Consider the following 18,141-nt stretch of genomic DNA (forward strand, 5'->3'; position numbering starts at 1 on the left):
GTGGATGGCTATGGCTTGGCCGGGGAGGTGGAGGCCCTGGTCGTCCGTCGTGACCGGCTCGTCGGAGGCGAGCAGCACCGTCCCGGCGGGAAGCGGCAACGTGACCGACTCCGCGGCGAAGTTCACCGCCACGGCCAGCGCCCCACGCCACATCACCAGCCACTTCCCGTCCGGATCCGACTCCACCCGCACCCGCTCCAGCCGCGGATCCGACAGCTCGGGCAACGCCTTGCGCAGCGCGATCAGGTCGCGATACCAGCACAGCAGCGACCAGTGCGCCTCCTCCTTCACCTCGCTCCAGTCCAGCTTCGACCGCAGGAACGTCTCCTCCTCCGACGGATCGGGCGCCTCCCACACGTACCCGAACCCGTTGAACTCGCGCTCCCTGCGCGCCGCCTCCGTGTCCCGCAGCGAGGGTTCCACGTGATCGGAGAAGAACAGGAACGGCGAACGCGACCCCCACTCCTCCCCCATGAACAGCATCGGCGTGAACGGCGAGGTCAGCAGCAGCCCGGCCCCCAGCTTGAGCGCCGGGACGGGGAGCCGGTCGCCGGCGGGGCGGTTGCCGATCTGGTCGTGGTTCTGCAGGCAGGCGACCAGCCGGTGCCCCGGCACCCCCGCGAACGAGCGCCCGTGCCGGCGGGCGCGGAAGCTCGAATAGGACCCGTCGTGCAGCACGCCGCCGGTCAGCACCTTGGTCAGGGCGGCGAGGGAGGCGAAGTCCTGGTAGTAGCCGTGGCTCTCGCCGCTCACCGCGCAGTGCAGGGCATGGTGTACGTCGTCGTCCCACTGCGCCGTCATGCCCAGCCCGCCGGCGTCGAGGGAACGCACCATCCGCGGATCGTTCAGATCGGACTCGGCGATCAGCGACAGCGGCCGGCCGACCGAGCACGCCAGCGCGTCCGCCTCCTCGGCCAGCTCCTCCAGCAGGTGCTCGGCGCGCCGGTCGTGCAGCGCGTGCACGGCGTCCAGCCGCAGCCCGTCGATGTGGTAGTCGCGCAGCCACTGCGCCGCGTTCCCGAGGAAGTAGCGCCGCACCTCGTCCGAGTACGGCCCATCCAGATTGACCGCTTCGCCCCAATAACTGCCCTCGAATCCGGAGAAGTAGGGGCCGAAGGGCCGCAGGAAGTTCCCCGACGGCCCGAGATGGTTGTAGACGACGTCCAGGATGACCCCGATCCCCGCCCGGTGACACGCGTCCACGAACGACTTGAGCCCGTCGGGCCCGCCGTACGTCTCGTTGACCGCGTACAGGTCGACGCCGTCGTAACCCCAGTTCCGCCCGCCGGGCACGGGAGCGACCGGCATGACCTCCACGAAGTCCACGGACAGCTCCGCGAGATGCGGCAGCCTCTCGATCGCCGCCGCGAACGTCCCCTCCGCCGTGAACGTCCCGATGTGCAGCTCGTAGATCACCGCGCCCCGCAGGTCACGCCCCCTCCAGTCGTGGTCGGACCAGGTGAAGCGGGCGTGCTCGTAGACGGCGCTCGGCCCGAAGACCCCGTCCGGCTGCCGCCGCGAGCGTGGATCGGGGTACGGCCCGTCACCGTCGACCACGAAGGCGTACCTGGTGCCGTGCTCCGCGCCGGCCACCTCGGCCGACCACCAGCCCCCCTCCCCGGGGGACATCGCGCGGCGGCCGCCCAGGATGAGCACCTCGACAGCCGTGGCCTTCGGCGCCCAGACCTCAAAGATCATGTCTCTCCAGGAGTGAGACCGGATACTGACCGAGCAAGTGCGCCAGCGGGATCCTGCCGGTGTGGAGGCCACCGGTGAGCAGATCGCGCCAGCTCCCCGGGGGCAGCGTCAGCGTCGTGGCGCCCCATCCCGACGCGGCGAGGCGTACCGGCAGCCGGGTGGCGACGGCGACGGCCCGCGGCCGGTCCCGGGGGTCCGCGGCGGCCCCCCGGGCGAAGGCGATCACGTGCTCCGCCGCCTCCCCCTCCGCCCACAGCGGCGCGTACGTCGCCACGCCCCCGAGCCGCCGCCGCAGCCGCAACGCCTGCGTCGTCACCAGCAGCTTGGCCGCGTCCCACGAGGTCTCCGGCTTGGCGGGGTATGACACAGGGCGTCTGTTGTCCGGATCGACCAGGGAGAAGTCGGTCGTCTCGTTCCCCTGGTACACATCCGGCACCCCCGGCATCATGAGCTGGACGAGCTTGGCCCCGAGCGAGTTCGACATCGCGAAGGGCTCGATGCGCTCGGTGAACTCCCCGACCGGCAGGCGGACAGCCGCCTCGGCGAAGTCCCGCAAGGCCCACTCATAGGCCGGATCCGGATTTATCCAGGAAATGGCGGTCTTGGCCTCCCGCGCTGCCTTGAGCAGGTAGTCCGCGAACCGCTCGGCCGAGATCGGCCAGGCGGCCATGAGGTTCTGCCAGGCCAGGTAGTCGAGGCAGGGATCGAACCGCACCGCCGACGACCACTCCCCCACGGCCGCCGCCCACTCCTCCGGCATCTCCGACAACACCGACAACCGCGCCCGTACGTCCTCCGACCGCTTCGTGTCATGAGTGGACAACGTGGTCATCGAGTACGGCCGCATCTCCGCGCAGAAGTCGTGGAACTCCTCCACCGAGACCCCGAACGCGTCCGGCTCCCCGCCCACCTCGTTCAGGCAGGCCAGCGGATACCACCGGTACAGCGCCGTGTCCTCCACGCCCTTGGCCATGACCGGGCCGCACGCCTGCTGGAACCGGACGATCGACTCTGCGGAGCCGTACAGCACCTCGCGGACGAGTGGCCGCACGGCGGGCGAGCAGGCGTCGGCGGCCAGCTCGACGATCTCGGCGGACTCGGGCGGCGGCGGCTCGCCCGGCACCACGTAGGCGCGGTAGACCGGCATCGCGGCGAGCAGCTCGCGCACCACCTCGGGGTCGCTGGAGGCGGCCCGCGCCAGCCGGTCGACCTCGGCACCGAAGAACAGCTCCAGCACCTCCCGCTTGGCCCGCGCCATCACCGGGCGGTACTCCCCCGGCTGTCCGGTCAGCTCGGTGAAGAGCCGGACCAGCGGCTCCTTGCCCGACGGGTCGACGAAGAGGCCGTTGACCCGGTTGAGCACCTCGTAGCCGGTGGTGCCGTCACACGGCCAGTCGTCCGGCAGGCGTTCCGGGCCGATGAGGATCTTCTCGACCACCGTCCAGGCCGAACCGGCCCGGTCACGCAGCCGTTCGAGATAGCCGCGCGGGTCGGCGAGCCCGTCCGGGTGATCGACGCGCAGCCCGTCCACCAGCCCCTCGTCGAGCAGCCAGAAGATCACCTCGTGCGTGGCGAACAACACGGCCGGGTCCTCGACCCGCAGCCCGATTAAGGTGGACACGTCGAAGAAGCGCCGGTATCCGGGCCCCTCGCGCCACCCGGTCAGCCGGTAGTGCCCGGGATGCGGGAAGACGTGCTCGTGGTAGCGCAGCACGTCGCCGTCGACGACGGGCTCCACGCCGTCGTCGCCCAGCACGGGCAGCGCCACCTTCCCGTCCACCCAGTCGATGTCGAACCAGCTCGCGTACGGCGACCCGGGCCCGTCCTTCAGCACCGACCAGAACTGCGCGTTGACCGTGTTCATGTGGTTCGGCACGATGTCGACCACGAGCCCCAGGTCGTGGGCGGCGAGCTGCTGAGCCATCTCCCTGAACCCCGTGGCCCCGCCGAACTCCTCCCTGATCCTGGAGTGGTCGACGACGTCGTAGCCGTGCCGCGACTCGGGCATGGACTGCAGGATCGGCGACAGGTAGACGTGGCTCACGCCGAGGTCGCGCAGGTAGCCCGCGATCTCGGCGAGCTGGGCGAAGCCGAAGTCCGGGGTCAGCTGCACCCGGTAGGTCGAGGTCGGCCTAGACACGGCGCAGCACTCGCACGCTGCGGCCCGGCACCGCGATGGCCTCGCCGCCGCGGCACATCCGCGCGTCGAGCCTGATCGGCATGGCCGTGTCGATCTCGGTGTGCCACATCTCGCCGTAGTCCTTGGGGATGGTGAACCTGATCGTGTCGTAGTGGGCGTTGAACAGCAACAGGAACGAGTCATCCCGGATCGGGCGGCCGCGCCGGTCCGGCTCGGGGATGGCGTCGCCGTTGAGGAACACGGCCAGCGACTTGGCGTATCCGACGGTCCAGTCGCCGTCGGTCATCTCCTCCCCTGAGGGGGTGAGCCAGGCGATGTCGCTCAGCCCGCGTACCGGCTTGCCGTAGAAGAACCTCCTGCGCCTGAACACCGGATGTCGCTTGCGCAGGGCGCTGAGGCTCTGGGTGAACTCGAGCAGCAGCCAGTTCTCCCTGACGTCCGACCAGTCCACCCAGGTCAGCTCGTTGTCCTGGCAGTAGCCGTTGTTGTTGCCCTGCTGGGTGCGGCCCAGCTCGTCTCCGTGGGAGAGCATCGGCACGCCCTGGGAGAGGAAGAGCGTGGTGAGGAAGTTGCGTTTCTGCTGCTCGCGCAGCGTCTCGACGGCGATGCCCGCCGGGCCCTCCTCGCCGCAGTTCCACGACCGGTTGTCGTCGGTGCCGTCGCGGTTGCCCTCCTTGTTCGCCTCGTTGTGCTTGGTGTTGTACGACACCAGGTCCTGCAGCGTGAACCCGTCGTGGCAGGTGACGAAGTTGATCGAGGCGGCGGGACGGCGGCTGTCGTCCTGGTAGAGGTCGCTCGACCCGGTGAACCTGGACCCGAACTCGGGCAGCGTGGCCGCCTGCCCCCGCCACAGGTCGCGGATCGTGTCGCGGTAACGCCCGTTCCACTCCGTCCAGCGGGACGGGAAGTTGCCCACCTGGTATCCCCCTGGTCCGACGTCCCACGGCTCGGCGATCAGCTTGACCTGCGACAACACCGGGTCCTGCTGCACCAGGTCGAAGAACGAGCTCAGCCGGTCCACCTCGTGCAGCTCCCTGGCCAGCGTCGAGGCGAGGTCGAAGCGGAACCCGTCCACGTGCATCTCGATGACCCAGTACCGCAGCGAGTCCATGATCATCTGAAGGACGTGCGGGGAGCGCATGAGCAGGCTGTTGCCGGTGCCCGTGGTGTCCACGTAGTAACGCTTGTCGTTCTCGACCAGCCGGTAGTAGTCGGGGTTGTCGATGCCCCTGAACCCCAGCGTCGGCCCCAGGTGGTTGCCCTCGGCGGTGTGGTTGTAGACGACGTCGAGGATCACCTCGATCCCCGCCTCGTGCAGGCCCCGGACCATGGCCTTGAACTCCAGCACCTGGCCGCCGCGCTGGCCCTGGCTGGAGTAGCGGTTGTGCGGCGCGAAGAACCCGATCGAGTTGTAGCCCCAGTAGTTGGACAGGCCGCGCTGCTCCAGGATGTGGTCGGTCACGAACTGGTGCACCGGCATCAACTCCAGCGCCGTCACGCCCAGCTTGGTCAGGTGGTCGAGGATCTCCGGGTGGCCGAGGGCGGCGTACGTGCCCCGCAGGTGCCTGGGGATCTTGGGGTGGCTGATCGTCAGCCCCCGCACGTGCGCCTCGTAGATCACGGTGTCGTGGTACGGCGTCGCGGGCGGCCGGTCGTGCCCCCAGCCGAAGAACGGGTTGATCACGACGGACCTCGGCACGTACGGGGCCGAGTCGAGGTCGTTACGCGTGTCGGGCTGGCCGAACCGGTATCCGTAGACCGCCTCGTGCCAGCGCACGCCGCCTTCGATGGCCATCGCGTACGGGTCGAGCAGCAGCTTCGCCGGATTGCAGCGCAGCCCCCTGTTCGGGTCGTACGGGCCGTGGACGCGGTAGCCGTACCGCTGGCCTGGACCGATCCCCGGCAGGTAGCCATGCCAGATGAACCCGTCCACCTCCGTGAGCGGCACCCGGGACTCGACGTTGTCCTCGTCGAACAGGCACAGCTCCACCGCCTGGGCCACCTCGGTGTAGAGCGAGAAGTTGGTGCCCGCGCCGTCGTACGTCGCCCCGAGCGGATAGGGGTCCCCCGGCCAGATCTCGATCATCGAGGCTCCTCTGCGGTCTCTCCCCATGTTGCGTTCCCCCGCTCCACCGGACAAGCCCGGACCTATTGACCACCCTGTTCCTTTCCACGCTGGGCTGGTCCTTATTCCGCCCGTGGTATTCGCCGAGGCATTTGCCCGAGGCATTCCGGCCGAGGTCAACAGGGGTGAGCCGCCCCCGACGGCGCGGTATCGGGGGCGGCCCACGCTGGGAGCCTCGCCGTCGCGGTCGTCGCGGCGGAGGTGGGCGCGAACGCCGGGCCGCGGCGGCCCGTACGAGCGGCGCGGGACGGCGAACCCGCGGCGGCCTCGTTCCGCTGTGCGCCCACACCGAGTGGCGTGCGCTTCGTGTGCCACGTCCAATGGCACAGTAACACCGCGCTTCCCCGGCGAGCGGTCACCTGACCGCCCGCCCCCTCGGCTCCGCGCGTGCGTTTAGGTAGTGATATGTCCGGCCATGTTCCGCGTGGGTTTTTCGGTACTTCGCGTCAGTGGCGCGCGGGCGCCGTCGCGGTTCGGCAAGATGAACCGATGAGCGTTGAGTTGATGGTCTGGGACGAGCCGGTGCCGATCAGCCGTGACCAGGCGCGGGCGACCTATCTGGCGGTCAAGCGCACCGGCCCGGTGAACGGCGACGAGCCCGACATCGCCAAGGAGTTGCCCGGGGAGGTCACGATCTACCCGGGGCACGTACTGATCACGATGGACCTCGACACGATGGACGAGCTGTCCGCGCAGGTGTTCACGATCGCGCGGGCGCACGGCCTGGTCTGCTACGACCCCCAACGCGACCTGGTGCACAACGTGGCGCCACTGGGGGTCTACGAGGGCATGCAGCTCCACACCGGCGACGGCATGATCGTCCACGATCCGGACCTCGGCCTGGTGCACGACGTGCTGGCCACGCTGTCGCCGCAGAACCCGTTCGTCGCCCTGGTCAACTTCGGCCACCACTTCCTGCAGGTCTCCCCCGGCCACGAGCTGGAGTACAAAGAGGGCACGCTCGTCCGCGCCATGGTGCCGGAGCTGGAGGAGGTGCGGCGCGCGTTCAACGAGTACGCCACCGGCGAGCGCGCCTTCCTGACCCGCCACGAATGGTCACCAGCCTGAGCGGCTCAGCGAGCGCGCCCCGGTGAGGCGTTGCCTGGCGAGACGTACGGCGGGGGTGACCGCCCCCACCGCCAGCAGCGCGAAGAGCGGCGCGAGGACCACCCCGAGCAGGAAGCCCGCGGCCACGTCGTGCGGGTAGTGGACGCCCACGAACACCCGCGAGAAGGCTGTGAGCGCCGCCAGCGGGAACACCACCCAGGCGAGGGAGCGCCAGACGAGCACGAGGGTGGCCGCCGCGCCGGCCGCGATCAGCGAGTGGTTGCTGGGAAAGGACCAGTCGTCCACGGGCGGGCACTGGGCGATCGTCGCGATCCCCCGGCACGGACGGTCCTCCCGGATGAGGATCTTGACGACCTCGCTGACGACGTACGCGAACACCACCCCGGCCGGCCCGGCGATCACGAGCGCCAGGTCGCGGGCGGGCGCCCGCCACGCGCGCAGGGCCGCCACCACGAACAACGCCGCGAACACGAACAACCCGGCGTCCGTGCCGACCTCGGCGAGCTGGTGCAGCCACTCCGGCGTGGTCAGGGCGAAGTCGACGATGTCGCGGTACACACGTGTCCAATCCGTGAACGGGCAATGGACACGACCTTACGGAAAAAGATCTTCAGTCGCCTCGACCATACGGCTGAATGTCCGGAAAATCCCTCGAAAGGGTTCAGGCCAGGAACCGCTTCACCAGAGCGGCCTGCCGCGTCTCCAGCTCACCCTTGGTGATCAGGCCCCGGTCGAACGCCTCGGTCGTGGCGTCGCGCTCGGCGATGTAGCACGCGGCCATGATCTCGCTGCGGAGCGGCGTGAACCCGCGCTCCACGCAGTCGGTGAAGACGGTGACCTTCCGCTCCAGGGCCTCGGCGGCCACCGTGCACGTCAGGTCGTGCTCCTTCAGCTGCTGAACCGCTTCACGAAGCGTAATCTGCCCCAGGGACCCGTTGAAGCGGGTGTCAAGAGTGATCTTCACTGTTTTTGCGCCTCCGGATGTTTGCAACGTTCCGATCAAGACCGCGTATTCCCTGCTCAGAGGGGGTAAGAGGGCATTCGTGATCGGAGAGCACGTGATCGTCGGTTACACCAGCGACCCGGGCGGGCGTGACGCTCTGGCCCTCGGTGCCGCGATCACGCGCGTCACCGGCGGCGAGCTCACCGTCGCGACCATCTACCCGCCGGGAAGCCCGGGGCTGGCGGTCGAGGCGCAGGCCAACCTGGCGCACGCGGCGCAGGAGCTGGACACGACGCCGGCCGAGTACATGGCGTTCGAGAGCCGGGGATCGGGGCGCGGGTTGTCGGTGCTGGCCAGCAGGATCAGGGCCGACCTGATCGTGGCCGGCTCGGCGGGCGGCGGACAGCACGGCCGCATCGCCATCGGCGCCACCTCCGACCACCTGCTCCACCTGTCGTCGGAGGCCGTCATGCTGGCCCCGGCCGGCCACGTCCCGCCCGGCGAACTCGACCGCCTCACGCTGGCCTACGTGCACCGGCCCCAGTGCGACGAGGCGGTCGAGCGGATGGCGCAGGCGGCCCTGCGGCTCGGGGTGCCGCTCCGGTTGATCACGTTCGACCTGCGTACCGAGGACCAGGGCAAGCTGAGGGACGATCTCGCCCTGGCCGTGCGCCTGGCCTGGGAGAGCACCGGCATCGAGGCCGAGTCCGAGGTGGCCGAGGGCCACGACGTCGCCGCCGCGATGGAGGACGTGACGTGGCTGCCTGGCGAGCTGCTGGTCTGCGCGGCCAGCGAGGACGCCCAGCCGCACCGGGTGTTCCTCGGAGAGCTGGCCATGAAGGTGCTGCGGGCCTCCTCCTGCCCCGTCGCCGTGCTCCCCAGGGGGTTCTCCTAGCCGATGGACGTTCGAGCGGTGAAGGACCGCCCGTCGACGGCACCGGTGAGGGAGATCGTCTCCGCCGCGCCGTACGCCTTCCAGCTCAGCCGGACCTGATGCCGCCGGCCGTCGCCGCCTGTCACCGTGACGGTGGCTCGCGCGAGGTCCGCGAAGGACGCGCGGCCGTCCACCGCCGTGTCGCTCACGTAGCGGACGCCGTCGAAGGTGATCTGCTCGGCCTGGTCGTCGAAGTGAACTGTGCCACCACGCAGACCCTGCTGACGTGGCTCGCGGAACGTGATGCGGTTCGTCGGGTCCCGCCGTGCGATCGCGTCGGCCGTGGTCGCGTAGGCGACGCCGATGATCCGGCGCTGCGCCGGGGTCAGCCCTTCCGCGTGCACCCGGTCACCGGCGGCGTCGGCGGTGCGCGGGAAACCGCCCAGAGCACGGTGGCTCTCCCCGTCGCACCGTGGGTGCCGCACGGGGTGGCGCGGGCGCTCGACGAACGTGCGCATGGCCTCGACCACGCAGTCGCTGTAGGGACCCAGGCCGCCCCATCCGTGTCCGTGGACTCCGTGGGGCACTGTCACGAACGTGGCGCGGGGGAATCGGCGAGCGGTCTCGGCCGCGCCGTGCGGTGGTGTGGTCGCGTCGTTGGCGCCGTTGACCACCAGCACCGGCACATCCGGGTACTGCGCGCCGGGCGGCACCGGCGGGCTCTCCCGCGGTGTCGGCCAGTCCGGGCACACCTCGTCCCCGTTGGCGCCGGTCAGCACCTCCTCCGGCCGGAACGGCTCGACGAGATGCCGTGCGTTGTAGGCACGGTACTGACGGCGTTTCTCCGCGACCGACGCGTGCCTGGCGAACGGGTACACGGCGTCGTTGCAGATGTAGGTCAGCCTGCCCGGATAGGCCGGGTCCTTCGCGTACTGCTCGACCTGGTCTTCGACCTTCGCGTACTGGGTGGCGAGCCGTCGCAACGGCGCCTTGTCTCCGGCCAGATGACCGGCGACCGCCGCGGACAGCTCTCGCCCTGTCACCGAGTCACCGGAGGCCGTCACGAGCTGCGACAACTGGGCCCACGACACCTGCGGATCGGGGTGGGCGCGGAGCGACCGGGTCAGGCGGCTCAGCTGTTCGCGCGCGTCACCCGGCAGCGCGCGGCAGGCCGAGGACGCGGCGCAGATCGAGTCCAGGACACGCAGGCTCTCGTCGTGCAGCGCCGACGTCAGCGATCCGGCGGCGTACCCGTCCCCGCGGAGACCTTTGGTGCCGTTCAGATAGAGCGCCGTCACACTCTCCGGGAACCTGGTGGCGTACGCGGTGGCGAAGACCGTGCCGTAGGAGTGCCCCCACCAGGTCACCTTGGGCACGCCGACCGCCCGCCGTACCGCGTCGAAGTCGGTGACCGCCTGATCGGCGGCGAAGTACCGCAACCCGTCACCCAGCCGCGCGGTACAGTCACGGACCTTCGCCGGCACCCGCGCGTCGAACCCCTCACACCGCAACGGCGACGACCTCCCCAGGCCGCGTGGATCGATCAGCAACAGGTTCTGGCGCCGCAGCACCGGCCCGAACACCAGACGCAACGACGGAAGCTGGCCGACGACCGGTCCTGGACCGCCCGGGTTGGCCATGACCGTGCCCGTGGCCGGCCGCGACCGGTCCTCGCGGGGCACGAACGTGAACCCGACCTCGATCTTCTCGCCAGAAGGATCGTCCCAGTCCAGCGGGACCCGCAGCGTGCCCTCACACGCGGTCGTCGCGTGAGCGCACTCGTGCCACCCATACCGCTGGTCACGATCGGTCCGATCGGCCGCGGCCACCATCGGCGCCGAGACCGCCCCAGCGACGAGACCAACGAGGACACCGGGCCAGCAACGAGTCACGCGTGTGTTCAGCATGCGTCGCAACGTAACCACGTCGGAAAGCGCCCGGCATCCGGGACATCACTGATCAATACCCTGAGGATCCCTGAGGGCCGGGCCTCCTCTGCCCCGTCGCCGACCAAGCTGCTGGCAGCTTGAGAGGGTTGGGCGTGCTTCTGGCGCTGTGCGCTGTCCTGGTCGCCGCGGTCACGGGCACCGCCATCGCCCTGGTGACTCTGTCGGCGCCCTCACCACCCACCCGGCGGACGCCGTCTCATCCGCGTGACCGTCTCGTACAGGGACAGGTAGCGGTCGGCCATGACGGAGGGGGCGAAGCGGCGGCGGGCTTCGCGGCGGCACTCGTCGCGGTCCAGTTCGTCCACTCGCAGCACCCACTCCGCCAGCTCCTCCTCGGTGTCGGCCAGGAAGCCGGTGCGGCCGTGGTCGATGATCTCGGGGAGGCAGCCGCGGCGCAGGCCCACGGGCGGGACGCCGAGTGCGAGGGCCTCGACGACGGCCGTGCCGCCTGGCTCGTCCCACTGGATGGGGAAGAGCGCTGCACGGGAGGAGGCGTAGAGGTGGTCCCTGGCCTGGCCCCCGACCGCGCCGACCCACCGGACCAGATCGCCGTCGAGGTAGGGGGACACCTGGTCGAGGTGGTAGCGGACGTCCGGGTGGCCGTACAGCGGGTGGTACGGGTTCTGGGCCACGACGTCCAGCTCGGCCGGGGTGTTCCGGCCGCTGACGGGGCCGGCCAGCACCAGGGGGAGGCCGAGCTTCTGGCAGATCCGGGCCGCCACGTGCTGGCCCTTGAGCCCGCAGATGCGGCCCATGACCACCAGGTGCTCGCCCCGCTCGGCGGGAAGGTCGCGGTCGGTGAGGGGGGTGGCCAGGTGGACGGCGCCGAGCGAGGCCAGGCGCAGGGCTTCTGGGGCGCGGGCGAGCTGCGACTCCGAGACGCCGTTGACCGCGATCGACGGCGGGAACGCCTCGTAGAAGGCCGCGTGCTTGCGCAGGTCCCAGTGGAGGGTGTGCAGGACGGGCGGCCCGCCGAGCGCGGAGAGCACCGCGGGCCCGACCACCTCCAGATGGTCGTGGACGAGGTCGATGTCGTCACGGGCGCGCAACTCGGCCGCCACCCGCGCCTGGTGCGCGTGCGCGATGCCCATGACCTGGTTGTACGGCTTCTGCAACTCGGTGAACTGGCCGTCCTCGTAGGTGCTGATCAGTTCGTCCACCTCGAGGGTGCTCGACGCGACCGAGGCCAGGACCACCCGCACGCCGCGGGCACGCAGCGACGGCACAAGGGTGGCGACGACGTTCTCGATCCCGCCGTAGCCGGGGGGCGGAACCGTGAGCCACGGCCCCGCGTTCACGAGGACTTTCATCGAATCTCCTTGAGCGTGGAGACCCCCGCCTTCAGGCGTGGGCAGGAAACGCGACACGCCGCAGCATGGGAACATGCATGCGATTCCTTGGTCGGACACGTAGAGTGCTCGACGTGGCACAGATCGTGAAGCGGGCGTACAAGTACCGCTTCTACCCCACCCCCGAGCAGGCGGCAGAACTGTCGCGCACGTTCGGCTGTGTCCGCCTCGTCTACAACCAAGCGCTGGAGGAACGCACCCGCGCCTACCGGACGGAAGGCCGCGGCGTCTCTTATGCGGAGTCGTCGGCGTGGCTGACGGCGTTGAAACGCAGCAGCGAGTACGCCTTCCTGACCGAGGTGTCGTGCGTGCCGTTGCAGCAGGCGCTGCGACACCTGCAGGCCGGGTTCGCTCACTTCTTCGCCAAACGGGCCCGGTATCCGGTCCTCAAGTCGCGCAAGAAGGCGCGGGCGTCGGCCGAGTACACCCGCTCCGGGTTCCGCTGGCGTGACGGCGCGCTGACGTTGGCCAAGATGGACACACCGCTGGCGATCGTGTGGTCGCGGCCCCTGCCGGACGGCGCGCAGCCGTCCACGGTCACGGTGTCGCAGGACGCGGCCGGGCGGTGGTTCGTCTCCCTCCTGGTGCAGGAGAAGATCCGCCCCCTCGACCCTGCCGAGAACACCGTCGGCGTCGACGCGGGCGTCACCGCCCTGGCGACCCTGTCCACCGGCGAGAAGGTCGCCAACCCCCGGCACGAGCGGCGCGACCGGCGCAAGCTGGCCCGGGCGCAGCGGGCACTGGCCCGCAAGCAGCCAGGGTCGGACAACCGGGCCAGGGCTCGGTTGAAGGTCGCGAAGGTGTATGCGCGCATCGTTGATCGCCGCCGGCGGCTGGCGGCGAAGCAGGAAACCCAACCCGCGAGGGCTGGAATCCCCTGGTCTCAGCCATGGGGAAGAAGTCAAGCCACATCCTCCTCCAGGACGAGGGAGGCGAGCGGTGGTCGCTCCGCCACGGCCACGTCCACCAGATCGGCCCGGCCCTCCAGCCCGAACTGCAGGAGCGTGCGCGCCGGTGACTGCGGCGCGACCACGCGGCCCTGGCGTTCCAGGCGGGCCCAGGCGGTCAGCATGATCTGCCCGGCCATCCGGCCGAGCGAGGCCATCGACTGGTGCGTGTGCGTACGGTGCCCCAGGTCGACCTGGGCCATCGCGTCCAGTCCCACGAGTTCGAGCAGGTCGACGAGTAGACCGAACTCCACGCCGTACTCGGTGACGAAGGGGACCTGTTCGAGCACCTTTCTGCGGGCGGCGTACTCGCCGCCGAGCGGCTGGGCGAATCCGGCCAGTTCCGGCCAGAACAGATTGATCAGCGGCCTGGCCACCAGCTCGGTCACGCGGCCGCCGGCGCCCCGCCGTACGACCCCGTCCTCACCCGTGTACGGCCGCTCATACGTCGCCTTGACGAAGTCGATGCCGTCGTCCATCAGCAGCGGCCCCAGCAGCCCCGACACGTAGTGCGCGCCGAAGCTGCGCAGGTCCGCGTCCACGAACACGACGAGGTCGCCGGCGGAGGCGGCCAGCCCCTTCCACAGGGCCTCCCCCTTGCCGGTCAGCGGCGGGAGGTGTGAGAGCACCTCGTCCTGAGCCACCACGCGGGCTCCGGCCGCGCGGGCCAGTTCGGCGGTCGCGTCGGTGGAGTTGGAATCGACGACGACGATCTCGTCGACGAGCGGGGTTCGCTCGACGAGGTCCCGGCGGATCACGGTGACGATGTCGCCCACGGTGCGTTCCTCGTCGCGGGCCGGGAGTACGACACTCACCGTGGTGGCGCCCTTGGCCGGCACTAATGCTTCGACCGGCCATTCCGCTGCCGTGCTCGAGTGCGGACCGTACCATTTCTGGACTTTGGCCAAGGCTCGCAGGTCTGTCTCCATGCAGTCAGCCCCGATCTCCATGAGGTCACGACTTCTGCCCGATCTATGCGACTCCGAACATGTTTGTTTGGCCGCGGCTAGATGTGGCATATGCCGGATTGTGTCCCCAATGACCCGTGTCGGCATCGTAGGTGCCGGAAATGTCGCCGCTCGCCACGCAGACGTCCTGTCCGGATTCCCCGATGTCACGATCGCCGGTGTCGCCGACACGGATCCCTGCAGAGCCGAGGCTTTGGCCTCGAAGCATGGCACCCTCGCCTATGGCGGCCACGCGGACCTGCTCGATGCCGGCGGTCTCGATGCCGTCTACGTCTGTGTCCCTCCTTTCGCGCACGGTAACCCGGAGCGCGATGTTCTGTCGTGCAATCTGCCTATATTTGTAGAAAAACCTCTTTCGCTAGACTTCCAAACGGCAGAATTGATCGCGGCCGAAATTGAGCGGAGATCTCTGCCGTCCGCCGTCGGCCATCATTGGCGTTACCTGGACATCGTTCAGCAGGCCAGGGACCTGCTGGACGACCGGCCTGTACACCTCGCGCTCGGCCACTGGCTGGACAAGGTGCCGCCGGTGGCCTGGTGGCTGAATCCGGAAATGTCGGGCGGTCAGATCGTCGAGCAGGCCGTCCACGTCCTCGACCTGGCGCGGCTGCTGGTGGGTGAGGTGGCGATGGTGCATGCCGTGGCCGCCGGGAACACAGTGGACGGAGAGGTGGACCGGGCCACGGCGGCGGTGATGCGGTTCGCCGGCGGCGCGACCGGGCTGCTGGCCACCTCCTGCCTGCTCACGAACAAGCACCGGGTGGGGCTGGAGGTGTGCGCCGAGGGCATCGCGCTGGAGCTGAGCGAGATGCGGCTGCTGGTCGACGGCGACCGGACGATCGAGGACGACGGCCTGGCCAAGACCCGGGTGGACCGCGAGTTCGTCAACGCCGTCCAGGGCAAGGACGCGGACGTACGCGTACCGTACCGCGAGGCCCTCCACACCCACCGCCTGGCGCTCGCCCTCGCCCGCTCCGCCGCCGAGCAGAGGCCGGTGATGCTGCCATGAGCAACCTTCTGAGCATCGAGGGGCCTGGGGAGGTTCGCCTGGTCGAGGAGAAGCTGCCGGAGGTGCCCAAGGGCGGGTTCATGGTGGCGACCACGCACAGCGGCGTCTCGGCCGGCACCGAGCTGACCTACGTCAAGGGCACCAACCCCTATCTGAGCGCGGCCTGGGACCCGGCGCTTGGGCTGTTCATGGAGGGCACGCCGTCGGTGACCTATCCGGTACGCGGCATCGGCTACATGCAGGCCGGCCTGGTCGTGGAGAGCCGTACGCCGGCCGTACGGGAAGGCGCGCGGGTCGCGATGTGCTACGGGCACCGCACGGCGTACGTGGCGGATCCGATGACCGACAGGTTCGTCGAGTTGCCCGGCGACCTCGACCCGCTGCTCGGCGTCTACGTGGCCCACATGGGCCCCATCTGCGCCAACGGCCTGCTGCACGCGGCACACGACCTGCACGGCCCGGCCGTGCGCCACCTCGGCGACGGCGTACGCGGCCGGCGCGTCGTGGTCGTGGGCGCGGGCGTGGTCGGGCTGCTGACGGCCTGCTTCGCCATGTCCGGCGACGCGGCCGAGGTCGTGGTCGTGGACGAGACCCCGGCCAGGCTCGCGGTCGCCGCAGCCCTGGGCGCGAACGTGCTGGCGGCGGACGACGACCCGGCGGTGACGCTGAAGCGCCGCTGGCGCCACGGCGTCCAGGACCGCGGCGCCGACGTGGTCTTCCAGTGCCGCGGCCAGCCGAGGGCGCTGGCGCTCGGGCTGCGGCTGCTACGCCCCCAGGGCACGCTGGTCGACCTGGCCTTCTACACGCGGGGCGCGGACGAGGTGCGGCTCGGCGAGGAGTTCCACCACAACGGGCTGACGGTGCGCTGCGCCCAGATCGGCCGGGTGCCGCGCGGCCTGGCGCACGCCTGGGACAGGGAGCGTCTGTCGTACGAGACCATCGCCCTGCTCAGGGAGCACGGCGGGCGGCTACGCCGGCACGTGATCACTGACGTCGTCGGGTTTTCCGAGGCTCCCGAACTTCTGACCGCCCTCGCGGCCGGACGCCGGCAGGCCGTCCAGGCCGTGCTCCGCGACGACGTCGAGGACGAGGGCCGCTGACCAGCTGAAGTCCCTGGCGCCGTGGCCGCGAAGCGTCATCGGGTCGAAGTACTCGCGGAACCCGGACTCCGCCGCCGCGTTGATCATCCCGTCGGCGAGCAGTCCAGCCAGGTCGGGGCGGCGGTCCTTGAGCCCCTGCCAGACGAGCCAGTCGAGGTTGATCCAGCTCGGCCCGCGCCAGTAGCGCGCCGGGTCGAACTCGGGGGCGATCGGCGAGAAGCCGGGCACCAGTCCGTCCTTCAGCGCGAACCTGTCCAGCGCGGTCCCGATCAGCTCGTCGGCGATGTCGTCAGGCAGGCCGGGCAGCAGCAGCGGCGTCAGCCCGGCGGCGCTGGCGGAGCTGAGGCGGTCGCCGGTGAGCACGTCGCGGGGCTGGAAGAGGGAGCCGTCGTAGAGGTGCTCCACCATGGCGGCGGTGACGGCGGCCGCCTCGCGCTCGTGGGGCCCTGGGTCGAGGCCGAGCACCTCGGCGATCTTGGCGAGCACCGACTCCGCCACCGCGTACGCGGTGTTGAACAGCGGATCCTCGACCTGGAACGCGCCCGCCTCGCGGTAGCCCGAGTCGCGGTAGGCGCCCGCGATCGACACGTAGCGCTCGTAGTCGCGGTCGGTGGGCCGCTCGTCGGCGCTGACGGTGGCCAGATCCTTGCGGATGAAAGCGGCATCGGCCGGTGGCACGGCCTTGAGCGGCACGTCCCAGGCCGGGCTGTTGTCCATGCCCGACTCCCACGGGTGCACGATCGAGATCAGGCCCTCGGGGGACCGCCGGGCCGCGCGCAGGAACTCTTGCTGCGCCACGAGCCGGGGGTAGATCCTGCGCAGGAACGCGGGGTCGGGCTCGGCGAGGTGCGTCTTCCACGCGGCCAGCGCGTGGACCGGCGGCTGGACGATGCCGGAGGTGGCGGACCCGGACGGGGCCCGCGCCGCCCAGAACTCGGGGCCGGGGAAGTAGGCGCCGTCGGACACCGCGGGATTGAACACGATGTGCGGCACCCTGCCGTCCCGCCACTGCGCGCCGAACAGGCTGAGCAGCTCGGACCTGGCCCTTCGCGGCGACCAGCGGGCGTTGCCGATCGCGATGAAGGCGGAGTCCCAGCTCCATTGATGCGGGTAGAGACGACGGGAGGGGACCGTGTAGCTGCCATCCCAGTTGGTGACCAGGACGCGCACGGCGTCGCGCAAAATCATAGATACTTCCTGATGAATGCTGCTGTTTGGGGGAGAACGAGCTCAGGCTCGCCACGGAGACGGCATTCGAGTGCGAGATAGCCGTCGAAGCCGACAGCGTCGAGCGTGGCCAGCTGGGCGCTCCAGTCGAGGTGACCGGTGCCGGGCTGGTTCCTGTTGGACTCGCTGATCTGCATGTGCGCGAGGTAGGGGGCGGCCTCGATCAGGGAGCGGCAGGGATCGTCCTCCTCGATGTTCATGTGGTACGTGTCGCCGACCACCCTGATGGAGTCCATGGCGCAGTAGGAAACGGCGTCGGCCAGGGTGTTGACCATGTGGTTCTCGTAGCGGTTGAGGGGCTCCAGCATGATCAGCACGCCGTTGCGCTGCGCGTGCTCGCCGAGGATGCCCAGCGCCTCCGCCAGCACCTCGCGGTCCTCCTCGGGGGTGCGCGGCGGCTCGAACGGCGGCAGCCTCCGGGAGAACTGCCCCCACGAGGCGGGAGTCATGACACCGATGCCGCCCAGCTCGGCGATCACCGAGAGCTGCGAGCGGAGCTGCTGGATCGCGTCCTTGCGCTTCGCCGGGTCGAAGTCGCCGATGAAGTGCGGCATGTCCACGCACACCGTCGGCATCACGACACCGTCGGCCAGGGCACGCTTGAGCTCGGTCAGGCGGCCCGCGAAGTGGAAGTCCCCCTTGCCGCGCAACTCGATGGCGTCGAATCCGGCGTCGACCGCGAACGCGAACTTCTCCTGCAGCGTGCGGCCAGGCAGAAGCTGCTCCTGTACGGCGAGCTTCACT

At 70.0% G+C, this 18,141-nt stretch carries 13 protein-coding genes and 2 pseudogenes; 5 read left to right on the top strand and 10 right to left on the bottom strand.

Features of this window, described 5'->3' with window-relative positions:
- From treZ to glgX, 3 genes are all read right to left on the bottom strand, one after another.
- Positions 1–1,698 (bottom strand): malto-oligosyltrehalose trehalohydrolase (gene treZ / locus ITP53_RS19795; RefSeq protein WP_195896900.1); only part of this gene is annotated, 1,698 nt, incomplete at its 3' end.
- Complete coding sequence (gene treY / locus ITP53_RS19800; RefSeq protein ID WP_195896901.1) at positions 1,688–3,838, bottom strand: malto-oligosyltrehalose synthase; 2,151 nt, start codon at positions 3,836–3,838, stop codon at positions 1,688–1,690. The genes treZ and treY, both read right to left, overlap by 11 nt.
- Complete coding sequence (gene glgX / locus ITP53_RS19805; RefSeq protein ID WP_195896902.1) at positions 3,831–5,924, bottom strand: glycogen debranching protein GlgX; 2,094 nt, start codon at positions 5,922–5,924, stop codon at positions 3,831–3,833. The genes treY and glgX overlap by 8 nt, the downstream gene beginning before the upstream one ends.
- 528 nt (positions 5,925–6,452) lie before the next feature.
- Between glgX and ITP53_RS19810 the strand changes: the two genes are divergently transcribed.
- Positions 6,453–7,031 (top strand): hypothetical protein, encoded by a 579-nt coding sequence (locus ITP53_RS19810; RefSeq protein ID WP_236050998.1) that lies wholly within the window; start codon positions 6,453–6,455, stop codon positions 7,029–7,031.
- Here ITP53_RS19810 and ITP53_RS19815 read toward each other — a convergent pair.
- Together ITP53_RS19815 and ITP53_RS19820 are read right to left on the bottom strand one after the other, a co-directional pair.
- Positions 7,020–7,589 carry a phosphatase PAP2 family protein gene (locus tag ITP53_RS19815; RefSeq protein ID WP_195896903.1) on the bottom strand — a complete coding sequence of 190 codons (570 nt, stop codon included), beginning with the start codon at positions 7,587–7,589 and terminating at the stop codon, positions 7,020–7,022. The genes ITP53_RS19810 and ITP53_RS19815 overlap by 12 nt on opposite strands.
- A gap of 103 nt (positions 7,590–7,692) precedes the next feature.
- The gene (locus ITP53_RS19820; RefSeq protein ID WP_195896904.1) at positions 7,693–7,995 is read right to left on the bottom strand and encodes a hypothetical protein; all 303 of its coding nucleotides are present in this window, start codon (positions 7,993–7,995) and stop codon (positions 7,693–7,695) included.
- A 79-nt stretch (positions 7,996–8,074) separates the two neighbouring features.
- Here ITP53_RS19820 and ITP53_RS19825 point away from each other — a divergent pair, with 79 nt between their 5' ends.
- Positions 8,075–8,869, top strand: a complete 795-nt coding sequence (locus ITP53_RS19825; RefSeq protein ID WP_328815114.1) for a universal stress protein — start codon at positions 8,075–8,077, stop codon at positions 8,867–8,869.
- Here the strand turns inward: ITP53_RS19825 and ITP53_RS19830 are convergent.
- Together ITP53_RS19830 and ITP53_RS19835 are read right to left on the bottom strand one after the other, a co-directional pair.
- Positions 8,866–10,755: an alpha/beta fold hydrolase gene (locus ITP53_RS19830; RefSeq protein ID WP_195896905.1), complete on the bottom strand. Its 1,890-nt coding sequence runs from the start codon at positions 10,753–10,755 to the stop codon at positions 8,866–8,868. The two genes, ITP53_RS19825 and ITP53_RS19830, sit on opposite strands and share 4 nt — an antisense overlap.
- Before the next feature lie 212 nt (positions 10,756–10,967).
- Positions 10,968–12,107 carry a glycosyltransferase gene (locus tag ITP53_RS19835; protein WP_195896906.1) on the bottom strand — a complete coding sequence of 380 codons (1,140 nt, stop codon included), beginning with the start codon at positions 12,105–12,107 and terminating at the stop codon, positions 10,968–10,970.
- 113 nt (positions 12,108–12,220) lie between these two features.
- Here ITP53_RS19835 and ITP53_RS19840 point away from each other — a divergent pair.
- Positions 12,221–13,012, top strand: a pseudogene (locus ITP53_RS19840) (RNA-guided endonuclease InsQ/TnpB family protein); the annotation flags it as partial.
- Between the two features lie 35 nt (positions 13,013–13,047).
- On the opposite strand, the gene ITP53_RS19845 reads toward ITP53_RS19840, so the two are convergent.
- Positions 13,048–14,022 (bottom strand): glucosyl-3-phosphoglycerate synthase, encoded by a 975-nt coding sequence (locus ITP53_RS19845; protein ID WP_195896907.1) that lies wholly within the window; start codon positions 14,020–14,022, stop codon positions 13,048–13,050.
- Between the two features lie 109 nt (positions 14,023–14,131).
- On the opposite strand from ITP53_RS19845, the gene ITP53_RS19850 reads away from it, so the two are divergent.
- Entirely contained in the window at positions 14,132–15,070 is a 939-nt protein-coding gene (locus ITP53_RS19850) for a Gfo/Idh/MocA family protein (protein ID WP_195896908.1), read from the top strand.
- A complete protein-coding gene (locus tag ITP53_RS19855; RefSeq protein WP_195896909.1) occupies positions 15,067–16,170 on the top strand; it encodes a zinc-binding dehydrogenase in 1,104 nt (367 codons plus the stop codon). Before ITP53_RS19850 ends, ITP53_RS19855 begins: the two co-directional genes overlap by 4 nt.
- A 9-nt stretch (positions 16,171–16,179) precedes the next feature.
- Here ITP53_RS19855 and ITP53_RS61125 read toward each other — a convergent pair.
- Both ITP53_RS61125 and ITP53_RS19865 read right to left on the bottom strand, forming a co-directional pair.
- A pseudogene (locus tag ITP53_RS61125) lies at positions 16,180–17,358 on the bottom strand (MGH1-like glycoside hydrolase domain-containing protein); the annotation flags it as partial.
- Positions 17,355–18,140 (bottom strand): sugar phosphate isomerase/epimerase family protein, encoded by a 786-nt coding sequence (locus ITP53_RS19865; protein ID WP_195896910.1) that lies wholly within the window; start codon positions 18,138–18,140, stop codon positions 17,355–17,357. The gene ITP53_RS19865 and the pseudogene ITP53_RS61125, both read right to left, overlap by 4 nt.
- Position 18,141: the final 1 nt, after the last annotated feature.

It is taken from the genome of Nonomuraea cypriaca, from assembly GCF_015645445.1.
GTDB classification, from domain to species: Bacteria; Actinomycetota; Actinomycetes; order Streptosporangiales; family Streptosporangiaceae; genus Nonomuraea; species Nonomuraea cypriaca.